Below are 22,257 nucleotides of genomic sequence, written 5' to 3'. Positions count from 1 at the left end.
GTCAGAGCAGCGTCTTGAGCTTCTCCGCGAGCAGGTCCCAGCGCCACTTCTCCTCGACCCACTCCCGGCCCCGCTCCCCCATCCGACGCCGCAGTTCCGGGTCCTTGAGCAGCGGGACAATCCGGTCGGCCGACTCGTCGGCGGCGACGTCGGCCGGCCCGCCGCGCACCACCCACCCGGTCTCCCCGTCGAGTACGGCGTCGGGCGCCCCGCCCGAGTCGCCCGCCACCACCGGCAGTCCGGTCGCCGACGCCTCCAGATAGACGATGCCGAGCCCTTCGACGTCGAGCCCGCCCCGGCGCGTACGGCACGGCATCGCGAAGACGTCACCGGCGCCGAAGTGCGCCGGCAGCTCCGCCCAGGGCACGGGCCCCGTGAAGCGCACGGAGTCCGCGACGCCCGTCCCGGCGGCCAGTTCCCTCAGCTCCTCGGCGTACGGTCCGCCGCCGACGATCAGCAGCACCGCGTCCGGCACCTCACGCAGGATCCGGGGCATCGCCAGGATCAGCGTGTCCTGGCCCTTGCGCGGCACCAGGCGGGACACGCACACCACCACGGGCCGGCCGGCGAGCCCGAGCCGCTCACGGACCGCGTCGCCGCCGGAGCCGGGGTGGAAGGTCTTCTCGTCGACGCCGGGCGGCAGCTGGACCATGCGCGCGGCGGCCTGCGGCGTGAGCGCGGCCGCGATCCGCGAGCGGGTGTACTCGCCGAGATAGGTGATCGTGTCCGTGCCCTCGCCGATCCTGCGCAGCAGCTGCCGGGAGGCGGGCAGCTGGGCCCAGCCCGCCTCGTGGCCGTGCGTGGTGGCGACGATCCGCTCCGCTCCCGCCCTGCGCAGGGCGGGAGCCATCAGTCCGAGCGGCGCGGCCGCCCCGAACCACACGGACGTACAGCCGTGTTCGCGCAGCAGCCCGGCCGCGCGCCGGGTGACGCGCGGCGTCGGCAGCAGCATCGTCGTCCGGTCGCGTACGACGGTGAACGGCTGCTCGGCGTCGAAGGCCGCGGTGGCCGCCGCGCCCTCGCTGCCGCGCTTCCAGGTGGAGGCGTAGACGACGAGCTGCTCGGGGTCCAGGCGCAGTGCCATGTTGTGCAGGAACGCCTGGATGCCGCCGGGGCGGGGCGGGAAGTCGTTGGTCACGATCAAGGTCTTGTGCATCGCCGCCGACAGTACCGAACGGCCCGGCCCGCCGGCGCGACAGGCCGGGCACCGCGCCCTGCGGAGCCCCTCCCCCCGCCCGCCCCGGCTACGCGAGCCGCTCCCGCACGTACGCGCGCCACCGCACCCTGAAGTCCTCCGGGGTCGTGCCCAGCACCTCGTGCATCGCCTTCTCGACCGCGCCCTCGCGCTGCCCGTGCCCGCCGACCGCCCGGTAGAAGGCCGTCAGCCTCTCCTCGCCCCACTCCCGCGCGATCAGCGCACAGGCCAGCCAGCCGCCCTCGTACGAGCGCGCCAGCGTGTCCGCGTCCGTGTCCGCATCCGCGCCGAAGCCGAACTCCTGGTCCGTCGGGAGCGCGGCGGGCAGGTCCTTCTTCCGCACCGCCCGCCGGAGTTCCGGGGCGGCCTCGCTCGCGGTGCGTCCGGTCCCCCGGTACGCCGCCCAGTCGGCGAAGCCCTCCGAGAGCCACATCGGGGTGGCGGCCGAGGTGTCGGCACGGGTGGCGACATGGGCGGCCTCGTGGGTGAGGACGATCTGCTGCCCGAAGTCGCCGAGCAGCGCGTACGCCTCGGGATTGACGATCACCCGGTCCGCGGGAGCGGCGCCCGAGCCGCCCGTCTCCCCGGTGGTGACGGCCGCGATGCCCCGGTACCCGGCCGCCGGAGCGCCGAGCAGCGAGCCCATGGAGCCGAGCGAGGGGGGTACCAGGACCACCAGGCGCCGCGCCCACCGGCCCGGCCAGGCCCGGTCCGCCGCCGGCACCGCGCGGTCGGCGGCGTCCGCCACGGCGCGCAGCCGCCGCTCGTCCTGGCCCGCGCCGAGGACCAGGCTGTGTGCGCCGCGTACGACGGTGACCTCGCCCTGCTCCCAGAGCTGACGCCCACCGCCGCGGTCCGGGAGCTCGGCGGCGACGTACCAGCGCCCGTCGCGCCGGACCAGGTCCAGCCGCCCGGCCGCTTTCATGGGCGCCTCGTCGTACCCGTCGAACCGGTAGCGCAGCTCGACCTCGGCGGTGGCGCGTCCCGCGCTCGTACGGTCGAGGCCGGTCAGCCGGTACTCCCAGGAGCGCAGCGGCACCTGCGCGAGGTTCGCGAACTCCCTGCGCTCCGCCGCCCGCAGGCTCGCCGCCGCCGGGTCGAGGACGGCGAGATACGCGCTCTCGTCACGGTCGACGACGGCCGCAGCCCTGCGGTCCAGCGTCCGCTGGACGTCCCGGGCCGCGGTGTCCGCCGGCTTCCCCGGGGGCGCGCACCCGGGCACGAGCAGGAGCGCGGCGAGGAGCGCGACGGGCCCCGCCCACCGCTGCCGCCGAGTCCCGCGCCGCCGTTCTGCCACCCGGCCGATCGTACGGGCCCCGGCGCGCGGCCGGGCCGGGCCCGGGTCAGACCCGGGTCACCGACGAGACGGGCATCATGCCGACCGGGTCGTAGCGCACCGGGGCGCCGGGGTAGGGCGCGTGCACCACCTGGCCGTTGCCCATGTACATCCCGATGTGGCTCGCGTCGTCGCGGTACGCCACGAGGTCGCCGGGCTGCGCCTGGTCGAGGGGGACCTGCCGTCCGGCGTACCGCTGCGCCTGCGAGGTGCGCGGCAGGGAGACGCCCGCCTGCGCGTACGACCACTGGGTGAGGCCCGAGCAGTCGAAGCCGGACGGGCCGTTGGCGCCCCAGATGTACGGCTTTCCCACGGCCTGCCGCGCGGCCGACACGGCCGCCGAGGCGCGCGACGAGGCGGGCGCCCCTGCCTCCCCCGCCGCCGCGGCCGGCACGGCCGTGGGCGGCGTCCCGCTGCGGCCGGAACGGGACGCCCGGTCGTCGAACTCCTCGCGCTCGGCGGACGACAGCGAGTTGAGCAGCCGCCGCGCCTCGGCGAGCTTGCGCTCCACGGTGCGCTTGTGGCGGGCTACGGCGGCCCGGCTGCGCTCCAGTTCACCGAGGGCGGCGGAGGTCTCCGCGCGTTCCTGGCTCAGCTCGCGCTGGGCGGACCGCAGTTCGGTCAGGGCGGCGGCCTGGCGGGCACTGATGCGGCCGAGCGCCGCGGCCTTGGAGAGGTAGCTGTCGGGGTTCTCGGTCAGCAGCAGGGCGAGGGCCGGGTCCATGCCGCCCTCCCGGTACTGGGCGCCCGCGATCGCACCGAGCGCGCTCCGCATGCGGTTGATGCGCTCCTGGCCGCGCGCGGCCTCGTCCCGGGCCCGGTCGACCTGTTCGCGCAGCCGGTCCGCGCGCTCGTCGGCCTCGTTGAACCTCTCGGTGGCCTGCTCGGCCTGCTCGAAGAGCCGGTCGACCCGCGCCTGGGTGGCCGTGGTGGTGGCCGAGGAGGTGTCGTGTGGGTCGGCGCTCGCCGTCGGGGCGCCGAACGCTGCCGCCGCCGTGGCCGCGGCAGCGGACAGAACTGTGACCCGGGCGCTCTGTGTGAGGCCGGACTGTGAGGGACGCCGATGGGTCGCCACAGGAAGCCGCACTCCCTTCCGCTGCGTGCAGCCCCCTGCCGCCCGGGCGGGCGGACCGATGGACCGGGGAGCTGCGCGTGCAGACAGTAGCGGTGCGATCACGCGGCGACCAAGGACCGCGCCGGGCACACACAGTGACGCCCCGCCGGAGAACCAGGTCACCGGCGGGGCGGACAGTCAGCGGACGTCACCGGAATTCCCTCGAACGGGCGGTGTGGCGACGGCCTTCAGTGTTCGTCGGGTGTGCGCTGTCAGATGCGCACGCCGAACTGGAAGGTGCCCAGGTACTCCATCGCCTCGTAGCGGACCGAGGTGCCCGGGTAAGGGGCGTGCAGCACCTGCCCGTTGCCGGCGTAGAGCCCCACGTGGGAGAGGTTGCTGAAGAACACCAGGTCGCCGGGCTTGAGCTCACCGCGGCCGATCTTGGTGCCGTCGTTGTGCTGCGTGTACGTGGTCCGGGTGATGGAGACACCGGCCTGGGCGTACGCCCACTGGGTCAGCCCGGAGCAGTCGTACGAGCTGGGGCCGGACCCGCCGGAGACGTACGGCTTGCCGATCTGGGTGGCGGCGGCGGCCAGTGCCGCGGCGCCGCGCCCGGAAGCGGCCTGCTCCTTGCCCAGCTCCACCCGGTCGCTGACCGCGCGGCTGGCGCGCTGCTCCTTCTCCCGCTCCTTCTCCCGCATCTCTTCCCGCTCCTCGGCGGTGAGCGTGTTGAGAAGGCGCTGGGCCTCGGCGAGCTTGCCCTGGAACTTCTTCTTCTTGTCGCCGAGTTCCTTGCGTACGTCCTCGAGGTCGGCGAGCTTGTCGGTCGCCTCGGCGCGCTGCTGCGCGAGGGTGCGCTGCTTCGCCTGGATCTTCTCCAGCGACTCGGCCTGCTTGGCGCTCAACTGGTCGATCGCGCCGGCCTTGTCGAGGTAGCTGTCCGGGTCGGCGGAGAGGAAGAGCTGCACGGAGGGGTCGATGCCGCCCGAGCGGTACTGCGCGCTGGCCACCGAACCGAGCTGGCTGCGCAGGTCGTTGAGGTCGTCCTGGCCGCGGGCGACCTTGTCCTGGAGGTTGTCGACCTCGTCCTTGAGCTTGTCCTGCCGCTCCTTGGACTGGTTGTACTTCTCCGTGGCCACCTCGGCCTCGTGGTACAGCTTGTCGACCTTGGCCTTGACCTCGCTCTTGGACGGCTTGGGGTCGGCCTGGGCGGTCTGGGACGTGAGAGCGACGGCTGCGGCTGCGGTCGCTGTGAGCACAGTCACACGAGTGCGGCTCGGCTGCTTGGGACGACGGTGGGACGCCACGAAGGCGAGCTCCTTCTTCCTCGAGCCGCCTACCGGGGCGGGGGACGTCGTCCCCGGCTCCACGATTCGGTTCCCCCGCGGAACTTGGACCGAATTGCATGGACTCGGCGGTGCCTTCGCTGCCGCCCCGGGTGGGCGATCAACCGTGCGAAGGTTCGAGGGCAGACCTTAGTGACCTTCTTGTGATCAGATCAAATCCCAAGAGCTAAAAACTCACCCACTGGTCACATTATTTACTTGCATCACACGCGCAGTAATGACCACTTGACGTTACGTTTCCTCAATTCGGGCATTACGCCGAGAAGTTATCAGACGCGCGAAAGCCGCTTCAGCAGCAAGGCGGACGCGACCGGCCTCGCACCCGCCTTCGCGACCCCGTCGGCCACTTCGCGGTCGGTGGAGGCCACCACCACGGGCCGTCCCGGCGGCTCCGCCCGTACGAGCTGCCTGATGAGCTCGTCGGCGGTCACTCCCGGCTTGCTGAACAGCACGCGGACGCCGCGCGGCGGCGCGAGCAGCACCGGCGCCACCAGTTCCGCCCCGTCGAAGACGCACGTCACCTCGGCGCCCGTCTGCGCCGCGAGCATCGACAGACCGCCCAGGAGCCGCAACCGCTGCTTGTCCAGCGGCATCTGCGGATAGCCGGTCTTGGTGACGTTGTAGCCGTCCACGACCAGATGGCACTGCGGCAGCTCCAGCAGCTGGTCGAGCAGGGCGGGGTCGGTCTCGGAGAGCGCCCTGGCCGCGATGTCCTTGGGGGTCATACGGCCCGGTTCGACGGCCTCCACCGTGTCGGCGGGGTGCACGGACGCCGGCGGCAGGGCCAGTTCGCGGCGCAGCCCCTGGGCGGCGTCCAGCACCGTGTCGAGCAGCAGCCGCACCCGCATGTCCTCTATGCTCCGGCCCTCGCGCACCGCCCTGCGGCTCGACTCGACGGCCGCCTCCGCCTCGCCGAGCCGGGCCCTGAGCCGCCGCGCCTCGCTCTCGGCGGCGGCGATCTGGGCGGCGGTCTCGGACTTGAGCGCCTCGGTCTCGGCGTTCGTACGGCGCAGGGCGGCCTCGCCGCGCTTCACGTCGCTCAGCGCGCTGCGCAGTTTGCGGTGGAGTACGTCGGCTTCCTTGCGGGCGGTCTCCAGCTCCGTGCGGAGCCGCTCGGTCTCGCTCTTCGTGTGCTCGCGCGCCTGCGCCAGCTCCTCGCGCAGGCGCTCCAGCTCGCGCTGGGCGGCCTCGTCGGCGCGCTCGGCGTCCGCCCGCAGGGCCTCCTCGCCCGCGGCCGCCACCAGCTTGACCCAGCCGACGGGGCGCAGCACGTACGCCGCGGCCGCCACGTCGGCGGGGTCGGCGGCGGCCGGAGGGGCACCGGACTCCAGCGCGCGGGCGAGCTCGGGCTGCGCCTCGCGCAGCCGCTCGCCGATGCGCCGGCGGAACAGCGGATCACCCTCCAGGGCCGCTGCCATCGCGTTGCCCGCGAACTTGGCGCGCCTGGTCGGGGTGAAGCGGGCGTACTGCCTCAGCTGGGGCGGGAGTTCGGCGACGGTGAGCCCGCCGAAGGCGTCCGAGACCAGCGCGACGACCTTGTGCCGTACACCTTCCGGCAGCGGGCGGTCGAGCACCTCTGCGGCGCCTCCGGCCGAATCGGCCGGTTCAGCGCCGCTTGCATGCTCCACGATCCGTCACCCCACTACTTCTCGACCGGTCCTCTCAGGAGCCGGCACCCGGCCTGTCCACCAGTTCGATCTGGTCCACCGCGTTGCACCAGCGGCAGCGCACGGACTCGATGGTCTCACTGACCACCTCGCGTTCCTCGACCTTCGGCTCTCCGGCCAGGTCGAGGTGGACGTACTCGACCACCTTGGACGAGCGGGTCACGTCGAAACGCGTGAGGTTGCCGCACAGGGCGCAGCGCCACCGGGTCCCGGCAGTCGGCAGGGGAACTGTCGTCATCGTGCGTCCACGTCCTCTTTCGTCGTGTCTACTGCCCGTAACCCTACGGCCTCACGGGTGCCCCGTGCGGCGGACGGTCCACCGTGCGGGACGGGGCCCGGCGAGGCGGTCCGCCCCGCCCGGTCCCGTTACGGGATGATCCGGGCATGATCAATCGGCGGAAAGCGGCCCGGGGACCCGTGGTGACGTACGGCGCCATCGGCCTCTGCTGCCTGGTCTTCGCCCTCGGCCCCCTCTCGGGACTCAATCCGGCCCACGGCACCGGCGACATGCTCCTCGCCGCACAGAGCGCGTACTTCGAACGCTGGGGGGTGATCCCCAGCGAGCTGCTCAGCGGCACCCCGTCCGCGCTGGTCACTCCGCTCACCGCTCTGTTCGTGCACGGCAACTGGCTCCACCTGCTGGGCAACATGCTCTTCCTGTACGTCTTCGGGGTGATGGCCGAGGAACGGATGGGCCGCGTCCAGTTCGCCCTGTTCTCCGTGGGCGGCGGCTACCTCGCCCTGCTCACGTACGCCGCCGCCCACGCCGGTTCCGACGAGACGCTGGTGGGGGCTTCGGGAGCGATCTCGGCGGTGCTCGGCGCGTTCCTCTTCCTCTTCCCCAGCGCCCGCGTCACCAGCCTGTTCCCCTTCCTCCTCTTCCTGCCGCTGCGCTTCCCCGCGTGGATCGTCCTGATCTTCTGGTTCGTCCTGCAGTGGCTGGCGGCGCGGAGCGCGGGCCCGGGTCCCGGGGTGGCGTACCTGGCACATGTGGCGGGGTTCTGCGCGGGCTTCCTCTACGCCTGGGGGCGTTACCGGCGTACGGATAGAGTGAAGGCCCCAGCGTCGGCCACCCAGGGAGAAAGCCAACCGTGATCACCGCGATCGTGCTCATCAAGACCAGCGTGGACCGGATCCCCGAGATCGCGGAGTCGATCGCCGCGCTGGACAGCGTCAGCGAGGTCTTCTCCGTGACCGGTACGTACGACCTGATCGCCATGGTCCGCGTCGCCAAACACGACGACCTGGCGGACGTCATCCCCGGCCGGATCAGCAAGATCCCCGGCGTCGAGGGCACCGACACGCACGTCGCGTTCCGTACGTACTCGCAGCACGACCTGGAAGCGGCCTTCGCGATCGGTCTCGACGCGTAACGCCTCCGGCCTCCGGGCGCGCACATGAAGGATTCTTCATCCCGGCCTCATCCGGGCTCCACGCGCCTGCCCCACGGTGGTGTCCATGGCTTTCTCCCACCGGTTGGCGACGCTCGCGGCCGTCGTCGCGATCCCGCTCGGCATCGCCGCGACCAGCTACGCCCTGACCGACCGCCCCGAGCCGCCGAAGGTGCCGTCCAAGGTCGAGCTGGAGAGCACCGCTCCGGACACCCCGCTGTCCTCGCCCCGTACGACTCCGGGCCCCACGCCCGGCACCGCTGCTCCCAGCACCACTCCGAGCGACGCGGTCGTCCCGGGCCCCACGGCCACGAACGACGATGCCGACGGCCCCGACGACGACACGCACTCCGACGACGACGATCTCGGTGAGAAGGACTGAATCGCGCAGGATCTCCGCGCGGGTCCGCATCCTGCTGTGGCTGCTGGCGGTGATGGCGGTGGCGCTGGGCGCCGTGGCCACCACCACCCGCTCGATCCTGCTGCGGGACCTGGACCACCGGATCGGCCGGCTGCTCACCCAGGAGACCCGTGAGTTCGCGAACTTCGTGGACCAGGGGGTCGACCCGGCCACCGGCGGCCGCTTCGGCGAACCGCGCCGGCTGCTGGAGGTCTTCCTGCAGCGCCAGTACTCCGACCCGGACGAGGAACTGCTCGGCCTCACCCGGTCGCCGGGCCCCGTGCCGGACGTGCTGCGCCAGCCCCGTGACATCCCGGTCGGCACCCCCCTGCACCGGGACCGGGCCTCGCTCGCCGAGGTCTTCGCCTCCGACGCGTCCTCGGGCACCCTGCGCAGGCCGCAGGGCGAGGTCCGCTGGGCCAAGGTCGGCATCGCCCCGGCCGGCGCCGCGCCGCCCGCCGCCTTCGTCGTCGCCTTCCACGCGGAGAACGAGCGGGCCATCGCGGAGGAGGCGTTCCGTACGCTGCTGGCCATCTCGGGGGTGGCGCTGCTGATGACCACCGGCATCGGCTGGGCGGTCGCGGGCCGCATCCTCGCCCCCGTACGGGTCGTGCGTACGACAGCGGCGCAACTCACCGAGCAGGACCTCACCCGGCGCATCCCCGTCCAGGGGCGGGACGACATCGCGGCGCTCGCCGAGACCTTCAACGCCATGCTCGACCGGCTGGAGCGGGCGTTCGCCGCGCAGCGGGAGTTCGTCGACGACGCCGGCCACGAGCTGCGCACGCCCATCACGATCGTGCGCGGCCACCTGGAGCTGATGGGCGACGATCCGGCCGAACGCGAGGAGACCGTACGTCTGGTCACCGACGAGCTCGACCGGATGAGCCGCATCGTCGAGGACCTGCTGCTGCTCGCCAAGGCGGAGCGCCCCGACTTCGTGACGCCGGAACCGGTGCAGCTGGCCGAGCTGACGGCGGACGTCTACGTGAAGGCGCGCACCCTGGGCGACCGCGCGTGGGTGCTGGACACGGTCGCCGACCGGCAGGCGCACCTCGATCCGCAGCGCATCACGCAGGCGATGGTGCAGCTCGCGCAGAACGCCGTGCAGCACACCGTGCCGGGGCAGCGGGTCCGCATCGGCTCGCGGGCCTGCGAGGGACGGGCCGAGCTGTACGTGGCCGACAGCGGGCCGGGCGTACAGGAGCAGGACACCGAAGTGATCTTCGAACGGTTCCGGCGCGGGACGGCGCGGCGCGGGGCACGCGGGACCGGCGCGGGGCTCGGCCTGTCCATCGTCAAGGCGATCGCCGAGGGACACCGGGGCCGTGTCGAGCTGCGCCCCACCGAGGGTGGCGGAGCCACTTTCGTACTCGTCGTCGGACTGGGGGACCAGTGAGCAGGATTCTCATCGTCGAGGACGAGGAGCGCATCGCCTCCTTCGTGGAGAAGGGCCTGCGCTCCAACGGCTTCACGACGACGGTCGCCTCCGACGGCGAGACGGCGTACGACTACGCCTGCACCGGCGGCTTCGACCTGGTCGTCCTCGACATCGGGCTGCCCGGCAAGGACGGCTTCACGGTGCTGCGCGAGTTGCGCGAGGCCCGGGTGAGCGTGCCGGTGATCGTCCTGACGGCGCGCGATTCCGTACGGGACACGGTGGCCGGCCTCGAAGGCGGCGCGGACGACTGGATGACCAAGCCCTTCCGCTTCGAGGAGCTGCTCGCCCGGGTCCGGCTGCGGCTGCGCACGGCGGCGCGGGCGCCGGAAGTCACGGTGTTGCGCAGTGGCGGGCTGTCACTGGACCTGCGGACGCGCAGGGCGCGGTCGGGCGAGCGGACGGTGGACCTGACAGCGCGCGAGTTCGTGCTGCTGGAACTGTTCCTCCGCCACCCGGACCAGGTCCTGTCGCGCGAGCAGATCCTCTCCCACGTGTGGGGCTACGACTTCGACCCCGGCTCGAACATCGTGGACGTGTACGTCCGGGCTCTGCGCAAGAAGCTGGGCGCGGAGCGCGTCGAGACGGTACGCGGCATGGGCTACCGCCTTCCCCCGGGCTAGGCGGCGGTTCCCGCGAACGGAGCCCGCCGTACCGGGTGAAGTTCCCTTCATGTACGGCTCACGGGAGGCTCATCCGGGCCTCCGAGACTTCCCGGTGTGACCCCGACCCCGCTGAAGCCGTGGCAGTACGCGACGCTGTGCACCGCGCTGACCCTGTGCGCACTGCTCACCGTCCCCGGTGTGTCCCCCGGCCTGTCCGGTGACGCCCGCCTCACCCTCGTCGTCTTCGCCCTGGCGACCTGCGCCTGGATCGCCACCCCCGTGGACGACACCTACATCGCCCTCGGCGCCGGACTCGCCCTCACCGCGACCGGTGTGATCAGCAGCGAGACCCTCTTCGGGACCCTGGGCGACGAGACCGTCTGGCTGCTGATCTGCGCGTTCGTACTGGCGGCGGCCGTGGCACGGACCGGTCTCGCGGGCCGGGCCGCGGCGTTCCTGGTGAGCGGCGCCCGTACCGTACGCCGGCTCACGCACCTCACCACCGCGGCCCTGGTCGTCACCGCGTTCGCCGTACCCGCCACCTCCGGCCGCGCGGCCCTCGCCCTGCCCGTCTTCCTCGCCCTCGCCAAGGTCCTCGCGGACCGCCGCCGCCTGGTCGTCATGCTCGCCCTGCTCTTCCCCACGGTGATCCTGCTGTCCGCGGTCGCCACCCTCATCGGCGCCGGCGCCCACCTGATCACCGTCTCCGTGCTCTGGGAGGCGACCGGCGAGCGCATCGGCTTCACCCAGTGGCTGCTGCTCGGGCTGCCGCTCGCCGCCGTGTCGTCCCATCTGGCGGCGGAGGCGGTGCTGTTGACGACCACGCGCCGCACGGACCGCTCCGGCCCGGTCCGCATCACCGCCGAGCAGATCCAGGAGCACAGCGAGAAACCGGTCACCGGCACGCTCGGCCCCGCCGAGACCCGGTGCGCGGCGCTGCTCGCCACGGTGGTGGTGCTGTGGTGCAGCGAGCCGCTGCACCAGGTGCCGCCCGCCGTCGTCGCCCTCATCGGCGCGGTCGTCGCGTCGTCCCCCGCGCTGGGCACCGTACGCCTCAAGGACGCCCTCACGACCGTGCCGTGGTCACTGCTGCTCTTCATGGCGGCCACGATGGCGATGGGGGTCGCCCTCGCCGAATCGGGGGCGGCCCGCTGGCTGGTGTCGGGGCTGCCGGTGAGCGTTCCGCCCTGGCTCTTCCTGGCCGCCGTGATCACGGTCAGTACCGCCGCCCACCTGGTCCTCCAGTCCCGTTCGGCCCGCTCCAGCGTGCTGGTGCCGCTGGTGGTCGCGGCCGCGGCCGGCTCCGGCGTCAACCCGGTCGCGGCCGCCCTCGCCTCGACCGCGGCGGCCGGCTTCTGCCACACCCTGCCCGCGTCCGCGAAGCCCGTGACGCTCTTCTGCGACCTCCCGGGCACCCCGACGTACACCCCGCGCGACCTGCTGCGGCTCTCGGCGGTGCTCGCCCCGCTGACGGCGGTCGTGGTGCTGGCGTTCGCCCTCGTCGTCTGGCCGCTGTTCGGCGTTCCCGTCCTCACCGAAGGAAGTTGAAGCCATGCCTCTCGCCCTCACCCGTTTCGCCGTGGCGCCCAGCGGCTTCAAGGAGTCGCTGTCCGCGCAGGCGGCCGCCGAGGCCATCGCCGCCGGGGTACGCCGTGTCGTTCCGCACGCCGACATCGATCTGATCCCCCTGGTCGACGGCGGCGAGGGCACCGCCCGCGCGCTCGCCGCGGCCACCGGCGGCCGCCTCGTGGCGCTGCCCGCCACCGGGCCCGTCGGCCGGCCCGTCGGCACCCACTTCGCGCTGCTCGGTGACGGGAGCGCGGTCGTCGAGATGGCGGCCGTGGCCGGCCTGTCCCTGGTCCCGCGCTCCCGGCGCGACCCCGGCGCGACGACGACGTACGGTGTCGGCGAACTGATCCGCGCCGCTCTCGGCCTGGGCGTCCGCCGCATCCTCGTCGGCTGCGGCGACTCCGGTACGTCGGACGGGGGCGCCGGCGCGCTCCAGGCCCTCGGCGCCCGCCTGCTGGACACGGACGGCCGCGAACTGGCGCGCGGCGGAAGGGAGCTGAACCGGCTCCACGACATCGACGCGACCGGCCTCGACCCGCGCCTGGGGGACACCGAGATCCTGGTCGCCTGCAACCCCTGCAACATCCTGTGCGGTCCCCGCGGCGTGGCCCGCGTCTTCGGCCCGCAGAAGGGCGCGACCCCGCCCCAGGTGGAGGAGCTCGCGGCCGCCCTCGACCAGTGGGCGTACGTCCTGGAACACACCCTCGCCCCCACCGGCACCGACCTGCGCTTCGGCGCGGGCACCGGCGCGTCCGGCGGCCTGGGCGCCGGGCTCGCCGCGCTCGGCGCCCGGCTGCTTCCCCGCTTCGACGTTCTGCTGGACCACATCGACCTGGACGCCCGCCTCGCCCGCGCCGACCTGGTCGTCACCGCCGAGGGCGCCCTGGACCAGCAGACGCCGTGCGGCAAGATCCCGGCCGAAGTGGCCCGCCGCGCCAAGCTGTCGGGCCGTCCGGTGCTCGCGCTGGCGGGCACGATCGGGGAGGGCGCGCACGAGGTGCGGGCGGCGGGCATCGACGCGTACAGCTCGATCCTGCCCGCGCCGGTGTCACTGACCGAAGCGCTCGGGCGCGGCGGCGAGTTCCTCACCGACGCGACCGAACGGGCGCTGCGGATGGTCCTGATGGGAGCCCGGGCCGTTCAGACCGCCGGGACGCAGCGGCCTTCCTCGGTGCGGTAGTTCCACTTCGCACCGTTCTCGACGAGTTCCCTGACGGCGCGCAGGAACCGCTCCACGTGCTCGTCGGGCGTACCGGCACCGAAGCTCACGCGGATCGCGTTCAGCATGGGGGTCCCCCCGGTCGAGTCCGTTCGAGACTGGGGCTCGCCCGGCTCGGCCTCCGGCGCGCCGCACTCGCCCGGGCCCTGCGGGTCACTGCCGAGCAGGGTCCGGACCAGCGGGTGGGCGCAGAACAGGCCGTCGCGTACGCCGATCCCGTACTCGGCGGAGAGCGCGGCCGCGAAGTGCGAGCTGTTCCAGCCCTCGACGACGAAGGAGATGACGCCGACGCGCGGGGAGTCGTCCCCGAAGAGGGAGAGCACCCTGACCGCGCCGACTCCGGCCAGTCCCTCCAGGACCTTCGTCACCAGCGCCTGCTCGCGCTCGACGAGGGAGTCGAAGCCGGCCTCGGTGAGCGCCTTGCAGGCGGAGGCGATGGAGTACACGCCGATGACGTTGGGCGAACCGGCCTCGTGGCGGGCGGCCGTGGTGTGCCACTCGACGTCCACGCCGCCGTCGGCGCGGCGGGCGACCTTGCGCGAGGCGCCGCCGCCCGCGAGGTACGGCTCGGCGCTCCGGAGCCAGTCGGCGCGGCCCGCGAGTACGCCGGAGCCGAACGGCGCGTACAGCTTGTGCCCGGAGAACGCGACCCAGTCGACGTCCAGCTCGGCGATGTCCAGCGGGTGGTGCGGGGCGAGCTGGGCCGCGTCGAGCACGATCCGCGCGCCGTGGGCGTGGGCGGCGGCGGCGAGCTCCTTCACCGGCCACAGCTCACCGGTGACGTTCGACGCGCCCGTGACGCACACCAGGGCGGGACCGTAGGGGTCACGGGCGGCCAGTGCGCGCTCCAGGGTCTCGACGGCCTGGGCCGGAGTGCGGGGCGCGTTCAGGTAGTCGACCTTGGCGTCGCGCCAGGGCAGCAGCGAGGCGTGGTGCTCGGTCTCGAAGACGAAGACCTGGCAGTCGGCCGGGAGGGCCGCGGCGAGCAGGTTGAGCGAGTCGGTCGTGGAGCGGGTGAAGACGACCTGGTCGCCCTCGCGGCAGCCGAGGAACTCGGCGACGGTGGCGCGACTGCTCTCGAAGAGGTCCGTCGACAGCTGCGAGAGGTAGCCGGCGCCGCGGTGCACACTGCCGTAGTACGGGGCGTACGCCGCCACGTCGTCCCACACGCGCTGGAGGGCCGGGGCGCTCGCCGCGTAGTCGAGGGCGGCGTAGGTGACCTCACCTCCCGTCACGAGCGGCACGAGGACATCTCGCCCGAGGACGGGCAGAGGCGTACAAACGGTCTGGCCGGTGGCAGCAGTGGAGACAGACATGGCGAACTCCCGAAACAGGCAGGCGAATTCCCCGCGCCGGCGGATACGCAGCAGCGCTGGAGAGGGAAAAAGGGGTGTGCGAAGAAGGGGCGGAAGGCCCTATCGCATTCGCTTGCTCACAAGAGGCTCCCTGAGAACCAGGACCCCAAGTCTTCGAGGGGTCCGCGCTTGCCGTAGACCTTTCTGTCTACGGCCTGGTCTTCACCCGGGGCACCCCGCCACGGACGGAGGGTTGCCGGACAGCAAGCCGGGGCCAAAACGCTGTCACTCATGACCTGCCAAGCATCCTGCCACACGATCAAGAAGACGCAAGGCGCAGTCCAGAGTCTGGACTGCACCTCGTGTCACACACCCTGCGCACTCAGCTGTTGCTGGCAGCCACCCAGCGCTCCAGCGCCGCACGGGCCGCTCCCGAGTCGATCGACTCCGCCGCCTTGGCGATCCCCGCCGCGATCTGCTCCTCGAGGGACGCGCCGCCCGGGTCGAGGGCGACCAGCGCCGCCGCCGTGTTGAGCAGCACCGCCTCCCGCACGGGGCCGGTCTCCCCGGCCAGCAGCCGCCTCGCGACATCCGCGTTGTACGACGCGTCCGCGCCGCGCAGCGCCTCCACGGGCACGATCTCCAGGCCCACGTCGCGCGGGTCGAAGGCCTGCTCCCGGACCGCCCCGTCCCGTACGACCCACACGCGCGAGGTCGCGGTGGTGGTCAGTTCGTCGAGACCGTCGTCGCCCCGGAAGACCAGCGCGGAATTCCCCCGCCCGGCGAGAACGCCCGCCACGATGGGGGCCATCCGGGCGTCGGCGACACCGACCGCCTGCGCCTTCACCCGCGCCGGGTTCGTCAGCGGGCCGAGGATGTTGAACGTCGTCGGCGCGCCCAGCTCCTTGCGCGCCTTCGCGACGTACCGCAGGGCCGGGTGGAACTTCACCGCGAAGCAGAAGGTGATGCCCGCTTCCTCCGCGACCTCGGCGACACGCTTGGGCGTCAGCTCCAGGTTGACGCCGAGCTTCTCCAGCACGTCCGAGGCCCCGCTCGCGGACGAGGAGGCCCGGTTGCCGTGCTTGACGACCTTGGCCCCGGTGCCCGCGACGACGATCGCCGACATCGTGGAGATGTTGACCGTCTTGGCCAGGTCGCCGCCCGTACCGACGATGTCGACCGTACGACCGGGCACCTCGATGGTGTTGGCGTGCGCGTACATGGCCCGTACCAGACCGGTGACCTCGTCGACCGTCTCGCCCTTGGCCCGCAGCGCCACCGCGAAACCGGCGATCTGGGCGTCGGTCGCCTCGCCGCTCATGATGCGGTCCATGGCCCAGGCGGTGTCGTCCGCGGACAGGTTCTCGCCGCGCAGCAGGGGGTTCAGCACGCCAGGCCAGGAGCCGGCCGCCACGCTGTCGCCGCCGGCCGGGGTCACAACGTTCATGGTCCGCTCCAGGGTCCACAGCCAGTAAGGGTGCTTCCTACCCTATCCAGCCACGGGGACAGCGAAGAGCCCCGTCCGACGCATGGACGGGGCTCCTGCTGTGGCGACCTGTGTCAGGTCGGTCCGGTCGGAGACCGGAGGGATCAGTGGTGGCCGTGGCCGCTGGTGATCTCCTCGTACTCCTCGGCGGTCGGCTTGGGGACCTGGTTGCCCTCGCCGTAGTAGCCCTTGCTCAGCTTGGCCCGGAGCTTCTGGCCGCGGCCCACCTTGCGCTCGACACCGTTCTCGTCGACCGACGGGCCGATCTTGGCCGGCGTGTACTGCTCGTGCGCCGTGAGGCTGTAGAGCTGGTCCTGGCTGAGCGGCTCGTGGATCTCGACGAACTCGCCGTGCGGCAGCCGCTTGATGATGCCGGACTCACGTCCGTGCAGCACCTTGTCCGCGTCGCGCCGCTGCAGACCCATGCAGATCCGCTTGGTGACGATGAACGCGACGACCGGGCCGACGAAGAAGGCGATCCGGACGAACCAGGTGATCGCGTTGAGCGACATGTGGAAGTGGGTGGCGAAGATGTCGTTGCCACCACCCAGCAGCATGATCATGTAGCCGGTGACCCAGGCGACGCCGAGAGCGGTCCGGGTCGGCGCGTTGCGCGGCCGGTCCAGGAGGTGGTGTTCCCGCTTGTCGCCGGTGATCCACGACTCGATGAACGGGTAGACCGCGATCGCGACGAGCATCAGGCCGAAGAACACCAGCGGGATGAACACACCCAGGACCAGCGTGTGGCCCCACAGGTTGATCTCCCAGCCCGGCATCACACGGATGAGGCCCTCGGCGAAGCCCATGTACCAGTCGGGCTGGGCGCCGGTGGACACCTGGTCCGGGCGGTAGGGGCCCATGGTCCAGATCGGGTTGATGGTGAACATGCCGGCGATGGCCGCGATGACACCGAAGACCAGGAAGAAGAAGCCTCCGGCCTTGGCCATGTAGACCGGCAGCAGCGGCATGCCGACGACGTTCTTGTTCGTCCGGCCGGGGCCGGGGAACTGCGTGTGCTTGTGGTAGAAGACCAGGATCAGGTGCGCCACCACGAGGCCGAGCATGATGCCCGGCAGCAGCAGGATGTGGATCGAGTAGAACCGGGCCACCATGTCGTGGCCGGGGAACTCGCCGCCGAACAGGAACATCGAGATGTACGTGCCGACGACGGGCGTCGCCAGGATCGCGCCCTGCGTGAAGCGGACACCGGTGCCGGACAGCAGGTCGTCCGGGAGCGAGTAACCGGTGAAACCGGTGAACATGCCCAGGACGAACAGCAGGAAGCCGAACAGCCAGTTGATCTCACGCGGCTTGCGGAACGCGCCGGTGAAGAAGACGCGCATCATGTGCACGAACATGCCGGCGATGAAGATGACGGCGGCCCAGTGGTGGATCTGCCGGATGAGCAGACCACCGCGGACGTCGAAGCTGATCTCCAGGGTCGAGGCGTACGCCTCGGTCATCCGGATGCCGTGCATCGGCGCGTACGAGCCGTGGTACACGATCTCGTTCATGCTCGGGTGGAAGAACAGCGTCAGGTACACACCCGTGAGGATGATGATGATGAAGCTGTAGAGGCAGATCTCGCCCAGCATGAAGGACCAGTGGTCCGGGAAGATCTTCCGCATGTTGGCCTTGGCCAGCGAGTAGATCCCCAGCCGGCCGTCGGCCCAGTCGGCGACCCGCTCGCCCGCGGGGGCCTTCCGGTTGCCCGGCGCGTCGGCGCCCGGTGACTGTGTTGCGGTCGTGGTGCTCATCCGCGCTCCCAGAATGCAGGGCCGACGGGCTCGGCGAAGTCGCCGCGTGCCTCGAGGAAGCCCTCGTCATTCACGCCGATCCGCAGCTGCGGAAGGGCGTGACCGGCCGGGCCGAAGATGACGCGGGCGCCGTCGGAGAGGTCGAAGGTGGACTGGTGGCACGGGCAGAGGACGTGGTGGGTCTGCTGCTCGTACAGGGAGATCGGGCAGCCCACGTGGGTGCAGATCTTGGAGAAGGCCACGATGCCCTCGTGCGACCACTCCAGCTCGCGCTTGTCCTTGATGTCCTCCGGCTCGATCCGGACGATCATCAAGGCATCCTTGGCGATCTTGTTGTTGAACTCGTGGTCGTCCTCCTCCAGGCCCTCGGGCTTGGCGAAGGTGAGCGAGCCGACGACGACGTCCTCGGGACGCAGCGGCTCGTTCGTGTTCATGTTGATGAGCTGCTTGCCCTTGTCCCACGACGTGTGGAACAGCTTCTTCTCGGGCAGCGGGCCCAGCTCGCGCAGCAGCACCACGCCGGAGAGCGGCACCATGGCCAGCGCGCCGAACATCGTGTTGCGGATCAGCGGGCGCCGGCCGATCACGGACTCCCGCGCGCCGTCCGCGAAGTCGGCCATGACCTTGGCCTTGACCTCGGGCGTGGCCTCGATCGCGTGCCGGTCGTCGGCGACCTCGTGGTCGGACATCAGGGTGCGGGCCCAGTGGACCGCGCCCGCGCCGATGCAGAAGAGCGCGATGCCCAGCGTCAGACCGAGCGACAGGTTCGTCGCGCTGACGTGACCCAGCGGCCAGACGTACACGAGCTGGTCGACGGGGAACGCCACGAAGGAGGCGATGAAGCCGATCGTGGCCAGCATCGACAGCGTGAACAGGAGGGCGACCGTACGCTCGGAGCGCTTGGCGGCCCGCTCGTCGATGTCCTGGATGCGCGGCTTGTGGGGCGGCAGCCCCGGGTCCGCGAACGGGTCGTCCGCCACGGCCACCGCGCCGTGCGCGGTGTCCTGCCCACTCGGCAGGTTCTTCTCTGGAATCTCTTGGTTACTCATGACTTCTTGGCCTTAGCGGTGTGGGCCGCGACCCAGACGGCGATGGCGATCAGCGAACCCAGACCGAAGATCCATCCGAACAGTCCCTCGGTGACGGGGCCGATGCCGCCCAGCCCGAAGCCGCCGGGGGTCGCAGTCCTCTCGCCGTTCACCGTCCGGACGTACGCGATGATGTCCTTCTTCTCCTGCTCCGGCATCGTCGTGTCGGGGAAGGAGGGCATGTTCTGCGGGCCGTGCTGCATGGCCTCGTAGATGTACTTCGGCTCCACGTCTGTAAGAGGCGGGGCGTACTTGCCGTTCGTGAGGGCACCGCCCGCGCCCGTGAAGTTGTGGCACTGGGCGCAGTTGGTGCGGAACAGCTCGCCACCCTTGGCGATGTCCGCGCCCTCAGGGCTGTACTGCTTCTCGGTCGGCGTGATCGGGCCGGCGCCGAGGGAAGCGACGTACGCCGCGAGCTGGTCGATCTCGGCCTGCGAGTAGACCTTCCTCTTCTCCGGCACCTGGGGGCCGGGCTGCTGCGCCGGCATACGGCCGGTGCCGACCTGGAAGTCCACTGCGGCCGAGCCGACGCCCACGAGGGACGGGCCGTCGGAAGTGCCCTGACCGCCGGTGCCGTGGCAGCTGGAGCAGCCGACGGCGTACAGCTTCTTGCCCTCGTCGATGGCGAGGGACTGGGCGGTTTCATCGGCCTGTGCCTTGCTCGCGGGTGCGAACGCGGCGTACAGCCCCCCGGTGGCCGCCAGCGCGAGGAGTAGGACGACGACCGCCGCCAGCGGATGGCGTCGTCGTGCGGAGAGCTTTTTCACGGATTACCCCGGTGTCAGGATCTTCTGCGTCGATGGTGCTGGATATGAGGCGGGTACGGACCCGACCTACTTGATCATGTAGATCGTGGCGAAGAGGCCGATCCAGACGACATCGACGAAGTGCCAGTAGTAGGACACGACGATGGCGGCGGTTGCCTGCTCGTGGGTGAATCTCTTGGCCGCGTAGGTACGGCCGAGGACCAGCAGGAAGGCGATGAGTCCGCCCGTCACATGCAGTCCGTGGAAGCCGGTGGTCAGGTAGAACACCGAGCCGTACGGGTCGGACGAGAGCGAGAGGCCCTCGTGCTTGACCAGCTCGGTGTACTCGAAGACCTGGCCTCCGATGAAGATCGCACCCATCACGAACGTGAGAATGAACCACGCCCGGAGCTTCTTCACGTCGCCCCGCTCCGCGGCGAAGACGCCGAGCTGACAGGTGAGGGAGGAGAGCACCAGGATGGTGGTGTTCGTCGCCGAGAACGGGAAGTTCAGCGCGGACGCCATTTCCTTCCAGTGCTCGGGACCCGTCACCGATCGCAGGGTGAAGTACATCGCGAAGAGGGCCGCGAAGAACATCAGCTCGGAACTCAGCCAGATGATGGTTCCGACGCTGGTGAGGTTCGGTCGATTGACCGACGGGTGCGCGTGCCCGGTATCTACTGTCGTTGCTGTCGCCACGACCGACATTATGTCGGTCGCTTATCCCGCCCTCACTCCCGGGGGTGCCATTCGGTGTGTCCATGCTCCCGGAAGGCTCTGCGGCCTGACCCGAACGGCCCATCGAAGGGGTGTCCGAACCCCTGCTGACAAGGTGTCGGACGGAGTAGCATCCGCGCATCGGTTCCTGATCCAACACCGAGCCTTCGAGGGCTTTCAGATGCATGGAGGAACAATGACCGCCACGGTCCTGGTCTACAGCGACGACGCGAACACCCGCGAACAGGTGCGGCTGGCAGCGGGTCGCAGGCCTGCCCCGGACGTGCCGCCGGTCGAGTTCCTGGAGTGCGCCACGCTGCCGGCCGTCCTCACGGCACTGGACCGGGGCGGTGTCGACGTCTGCGTGCTGGACGGCGAGGCCACGCCCGCGGGCGGCATGGGTGTGTGCCGGCAGATCAAGGACGAGATCTTCAACTGCCCGCCCGTGCTGCTGCTGATCGGCCGCCCCCAGGACTCCTGGCTGGCCACCTGGAGCCGCGCGGAGAGCGCGGTGACGCTTCCGGTCGACCCCGTGGAGTTCTCGGGCGCCCTGGCCGCCCTGCTGCGCGGCAGGCGCTCGGTCGAGGCGTGACACCCCGCGGGCCCCGTCAGACCTCCGGCCGCAGTCTGGCCGCGTCGACGGGGTTCCCGCCGTCCAGGGCGCCGGGCAGCAGGGCGCTGCCCTCGCGCCACTTGTCCCAGGACAGGTTCCAGTCGCCGAAGCCGTTGCCGAAGGGGTCCATCATGTCGCCGGAGCTGTTGACGACCTTGACGATGTCGCCCTGGCGGACGGTCTTGTAGAACCACTCGGCGTTGTCGGTGCTCATGCCGGTGCAGCCGTGACTGACGTTGGCGGACCCCTGCGAGCCGACAGACCAGGGCGCGGCATGGACGTACTCGCCGCTCCAGGTGACCCGCGTGGCGTAGTAGACGGGCAGGTCGTAGGAGTCGGCCGTGCCCTCCGGGATGCCGACGGTCGTACCGCGCATCCGTACGAAGTACTCCTTGCCCAGCACGACCTTGACCCCGTTGCGGGTGGAGAAGCCGGGCTTGCCCGTGGTCACCGGAATGGTGTTGATCACTCTGCCGTTGCGCCTCACCGTCATCTGGTACGAGCCTGCGTCCGTGATGGCTTCGAGCCGGTCGCCGGTGGTGAACTGCACCTGCTTGGAGGGGCCGCCATAGAGCCTGTCGGCGACCTTGAGGCCCTCCAGGGTGCTGCGCACCCTGACGGTGGCGTTGGCCGGCCAGTACTCCTTCGGGCGGTAGTGCAGGTTCTCGCTGTCCACCCAGTGCCAGGCGCCCTCCACCGCGGGTGTCGAGCCGACCTTCAGCGCGCGCTCGACGACCGCCCTGGCCGCCTCGCCCTTGACGGGGGCGCTGAGTTCGGCGGTGACCGGCTGGCCGACGCCGTACGTGCCCGGCTCGGGGCCGAAGGTGACGGTCAGCCGCTTCTTGGCCGGGGCCTGCGCGGTCTCGAAGGAGAGCGTACGCAGGCCGGGGGCGCCGTCCGAGTCCTCGGTGCTGACCCTGACCGTGTAGCGCGCCCCCGCGGCCAGGGGGGCGGTGCTGTGCCAGCGCGCCCCGTCGGCGGAGAGTTCGCCCGCCAGATAGCGCCCTGTGGCGTCGGAAGCCGTGACATCCGTGATCCGGCCGTCCCCGTCCCTGGCGGTGATCTCCAGGGGCTTCTCGGGATCGGCCTTCGCCGTGCCCGTCCCGGCGTTGAAGGAGACCTGGTCCGCAGCGTCGTACGGTGCGGCGGAGAGCGGATGGCCGTCGCCGGACCCGTCGCACGCCGTCCCGGCCGCCGCGAGGGACGCGATCAGCAGAGAGCAGCTCAGGACCATCCGGAATCGGGGTGCTTGGCTCATGATCACACATTAAGAACATTCATCACATTCAGCGAGCCCAACGGCGCAAACGAGGGGCCCGGCCACCTGAACTG

Annotated in this window: 21 protein-coding genes and 1 riboswitch; of the genes, 8 read left to right on the top strand and 13 right to left on the bottom strand. The window is 71.4% G+C overall.

The window, feature by feature from the left end; translation table 11 throughout:
• Position 1: 1 nt before the first annotated feature.
• The 6 genes from ACWDZ4_RS10320 to ACWDZ4_RS10295 all read right to left on the bottom strand — a co-directional run bounded on the left by ACWDZ4_RS10320 (position 2) and on the right by ACWDZ4_RS10295 (position 6,839).
• The gene (locus ACWDZ4_RS10320) at positions 2 to 1,156 is read right to left on the bottom strand and encodes a glycosyltransferase family 4 protein (RefSeq protein ID WP_451507978.1); all 1,155 of its coding nucleotides are present in this window, start codon (positions 1,154 to 1,156) and stop codon (positions 2 to 4) included.
• Between the two features lie 88 nt (positions 1,157 to 1,244).
• The gene (locus tag ACWDZ4_RS10315) at positions 1,245 to 2,492 is read right to left on the bottom strand and encodes a hypothetical protein (protein ID WP_451507977.1); all 1,248 of its coding nucleotides are present in this window, start codon (positions 2,490 to 2,492) and stop codon (positions 1,245 to 1,247) included.
• A 46-nt stretch (positions 2,493 to 2,538) separates the two neighbouring features.
• On the bottom strand, positions 2,539 to 3,606 hold the full coding sequence (locus tag ACWDZ4_RS10310) for an NlpC/P60 family protein (RefSeq protein WP_451507976.1): 1,068 nt from the start codon (positions 3,604 to 3,606) through the stop codon (positions 2,539 to 2,541).
• A 251-nt stretch (positions 3,607 to 3,857) separates the two neighbouring features.
• Complete coding sequence (locus ACWDZ4_RS10305; RefSeq protein WP_451507975.1) at positions 3,858 to 4,895, bottom strand: C40 family peptidase; 1,038 nt, start codon at positions 4,893 to 4,895, stop codon at positions 3,858 to 3,860.
• A gap of 308 nt (positions 4,896 to 5,203) precedes the next feature.
• Positions 5,204 to 6,562, bottom strand: coding sequence for an NYN domain-containing protein (locus tag ACWDZ4_RS10300; protein ID WP_451507974.1), 1,359 nt, complete (start codon positions 6,560 to 6,562; stop codon positions 5,204 to 5,206).
• 34 nt (positions 6,563 to 6,596) lie between these two features.
• Complete coding sequence (locus ACWDZ4_RS10295) at positions 6,597 to 6,839, bottom strand: hypothetical protein (protein WP_451507973.1); 243 nt, start codon at positions 6,837 to 6,839, stop codon at positions 6,597 to 6,599.
• Positions 6,840 to 6,985: 146 nt separating this feature from the next.
• Here ACWDZ4_RS10295 and ACWDZ4_RS10290 point away from each other — a divergent pair, with 146 nt between their 5' ends.
• From ACWDZ4_RS10290 to ACWDZ4_RS10260, 7 genes are all read left to right on the top strand, one after another.
• Positions 6,986 to 7,696 (top strand): rhomboid family intramembrane serine protease, encoded by a 711-nt coding sequence (locus ACWDZ4_RS10290; protein WP_451507972.1) that lies wholly within the window; start codon positions 6,986 to 6,988, stop codon positions 7,694 to 7,696.
• Positions 7,693 to 7,974: an Lrp/AsnC family transcriptional regulator gene (locus ACWDZ4_RS10285; protein ID WP_005318592.1), complete on the top strand. Its 282-nt coding sequence runs from the start codon at positions 7,693 to 7,695 to the stop codon at positions 7,972 to 7,974. The genes ACWDZ4_RS10290 and ACWDZ4_RS10285 overlap by 4 nt, the downstream gene beginning before the upstream one ends.
• Positions 7,975 to 8,059: 85 nt before the next feature.
• On the top strand, positions 8,060 to 8,374 hold the full coding sequence (locus ACWDZ4_RS10280; RefSeq protein ID WP_451507971.1) for a small hydrophilic protein: 315 nt from the start codon (positions 8,060 to 8,062) through the stop codon (positions 8,372 to 8,374).
• Complete coding sequence (locus ACWDZ4_RS10275) at positions 8,313 to 9,791, top strand: ATP-binding protein (RefSeq protein ID WP_451507970.1); 1,479 nt, start codon at positions 8,313 to 8,315, stop codon at positions 9,789 to 9,791. Before ACWDZ4_RS10280 ends, ACWDZ4_RS10275 begins: the two co-directional genes overlap by 62 nt.
• Positions 9,788 to 10,453, top strand: a complete 666-nt coding sequence (locus ACWDZ4_RS10270; RefSeq protein ID WP_451507969.1) for a response regulator transcription factor — start codon at positions 9,788 to 9,790, stop codon at positions 10,451 to 10,453. Before ACWDZ4_RS10275 ends, ACWDZ4_RS10270 begins: the two co-directional genes overlap by 4 nt.
• A gap of 96 nt (positions 10,454 to 10,549) precedes the next feature.
• A complete protein-coding gene (locus ACWDZ4_RS10265) occupies positions 10,550 to 11,983 on the top strand; it encodes an SLC13 family permease (RefSeq protein WP_451507968.1) in 1,434 nt (477 codons plus the stop codon).
• 4 nt (positions 11,984 to 11,987) lie between these two features.
• Positions 11,988 to 13,184, top strand: coding sequence for a glycerate kinase family protein (locus tag ACWDZ4_RS10260; protein ID WP_451507967.1), 1,197 nt, complete (start codon positions 11,988 to 11,990; stop codon positions 13,182 to 13,184).
• Here the strand turns inward: ACWDZ4_RS10260 and ACWDZ4_RS10255 are convergent.
• The 6 genes from ACWDZ4_RS10255 to ctaE all read right to left on the bottom strand — a co-directional run bounded on the left by ACWDZ4_RS10255 (position 13,145) and on the right by ctaE (position 20,303).
• Positions 13,145 to 14,539 (bottom strand): aminotransferase class V-fold PLP-dependent enzyme, encoded by a 1,395-nt coding sequence (locus tag ACWDZ4_RS10255; protein ID WP_451507966.1) that lies wholly within the window; start codon positions 14,537 to 14,539, stop codon positions 13,145 to 13,147. The genes ACWDZ4_RS10260 and ACWDZ4_RS10255 overlap by 40 nt on opposite strands.
• A gap of 159 nt (positions 14,540 to 14,698) precedes the next feature.
• Positions 14,699 to 14,815: riboswitch (SAM riboswitch) on the bottom strand.
• An 85-nt stretch (positions 14,816 to 14,900) separates the two neighbouring features.
• Positions 14,901 to 15,965 carry an anthranilate phosphoribosyltransferase gene (trpD, locus tag ACWDZ4_RS10250; RefSeq protein WP_451507965.1) on the bottom strand — a complete coding sequence of 355 codons (1,065 nt, stop codon included), beginning with the start codon at positions 15,963 to 15,965 and terminating at the stop codon, positions 14,901 to 14,903.
• A gap of 143 nt (positions 15,966 to 16,108) precedes the next feature.
• Positions 16,109 to 17,761: a cytochrome bc1 complex cytochrome b subunit gene (gene qcrB, locus ACWDZ4_RS10245; RefSeq protein WP_451507964.1), complete on the bottom strand. Its 1,653-nt coding sequence runs from the start codon at positions 17,759 to 17,761 to the stop codon at positions 16,109 to 16,111.
• On the bottom strand, positions 17,758 to 18,810 hold the full coding sequence (gene qcrA, locus ACWDZ4_RS10240) for a cytochrome bc1 complex Rieske iron-sulfur subunit (protein WP_451507963.1): 1,053 nt from the start codon (positions 18,808 to 18,810) through the stop codon (positions 17,758 to 17,760). Before qcrA ends, qcrB begins: the two co-directional genes overlap by 4 nt.
• Complete coding sequence (gene qcrC / locus ACWDZ4_RS10235) at positions 18,807 to 19,616, bottom strand: cytochrome bc1 complex diheme cytochrome c subunit (RefSeq protein ID WP_451507962.1); 810 nt, start codon at positions 19,614 to 19,616, stop codon at positions 18,807 to 18,809. The genes qcrA and qcrC overlap by 4 nt, the downstream gene beginning before the upstream one ends.
• 66 nt (positions 19,617 to 19,682) lie before the next feature.
• Positions 19,683 to 20,303, bottom strand: a complete 621-nt coding sequence (gene ctaE / locus ACWDZ4_RS10230; protein WP_451507961.1) for an aa3-type cytochrome oxidase subunit III — start codon at positions 20,301 to 20,303, stop codon at positions 19,683 to 19,685.
• Positions 20,304 to 20,508: 205 nt separating this feature from the next.
• On the opposite strand from ctaE, the gene ACWDZ4_RS10225 reads away from it, so the two are divergent.
• Complete coding sequence (locus ACWDZ4_RS10225) at positions 20,509 to 20,904, top strand: hypothetical protein (RefSeq protein WP_451507960.1); 396 nt, start codon at positions 20,509 to 20,511, stop codon at positions 20,902 to 20,904.
• Between the two features lie 16 nt (positions 20,905 to 20,920).
• Here ACWDZ4_RS10225 and ACWDZ4_RS10220 read toward each other — a convergent pair whose 3' ends face one another.
• On the bottom strand, positions 20,921 to 22,183 hold the full coding sequence (locus ACWDZ4_RS10220) for an Ig-like domain-containing protein (protein WP_451507959.1): 1,263 nt from the start codon (positions 22,181 to 22,183) through the stop codon (positions 20,921 to 20,923).
• Positions 22,184 to 22,257 lie beyond the last annotated feature (74 nt).

The organism is Streptomyces sp. NPDC003016 (assembly GCF_053591455.1).
This window is presented reverse-complemented; position numbering and strand designations above follow the sequence as displayed.

Coding starts and splice junctions, on each gene's coding strand:
- ACWDZ4_RS10320 (WP_451507978.1), bottom strand. CDS start 1,156: ATGCACAAGACCTTGATCGTGACCAACGACTTCCCGCCCCGCCCCGGC.
- ACWDZ4_RS10295 (WP_451507973.1), bottom strand. CDS start 6,839: ATGACGACAGTTCCCCTGCCGACTGCCGGGACCCGGTGGCGCTGCGCC.
- ACWDZ4_RS10290 (WP_451507972.1), top strand. CDS start 6,986: ATGATCAATCGGCGGAAAGCGGCCCGGGGACCCGTGGTGACGTACGGC.
- ACWDZ4_RS10280 (WP_451507971.1), top strand. CDS start 8,060: ATGGCTTTCTCCCACCGGTTGGCGACGCTCGCGGCCGTCGTCGCGATC.
- ACWDZ4_RS10275 (WP_451507970.1), top strand. CDS start 8,313: ATGCCGACGGCCCCGACGACGACACGCACTCCGACGACGACGATCTCG.
- ACWDZ4_RS10260 (WP_451507967.1), top strand. CDS start 11,988: ATGCCTCTCGCCCTCACCCGTTTCGCCGTGGCGCCCAGCGGCTTCAAG.
- ACWDZ4_RS10255 (WP_451507966.1), bottom strand. CDS start 14,539: ATGTCTGTCTCCACTGCTGCCACCGGCCAGACCGTTTGTACGCCTCTG.
- trpD (WP_451507965.1), bottom strand. CDS start 15,965: ATGAACGTTGTGACCCCGGCCGGCGGCGACAGCGTGGCGGCCGGCTCC.
- qcrB (WP_451507964.1), bottom strand. CDS start 17,761: ATGAGCACCACGACCGCAACACAGTCACCGGGCGCCGACGCGCCGGGC.
- qcrA (WP_451507963.1), bottom strand. CDS start 18,810: ATGAGTAACCAAGAGATTCCAGAGAAGAACCTGCCGAGTGGGCAGGAC.
- ctaE (WP_451507961.1), bottom strand. CDS start 20,303: ATGTCGGTCGTGGCGACAGCAACGACAGTAGATACCGGGCACGCGCAC.
- ACWDZ4_RS10225 (WP_451507960.1), top strand. CDS start 20,509: ATGACCGCCACGGTCCTGGTCTACAGCGACGACGCGAACACCCGCGAA.
- ACWDZ4_RS10220 (WP_451507959.1), bottom strand. CDS start 22,183: ATGAGCCAAGCACCCCGATTCCGGATGGTCCTGAGCTGCTCTCTGCTG.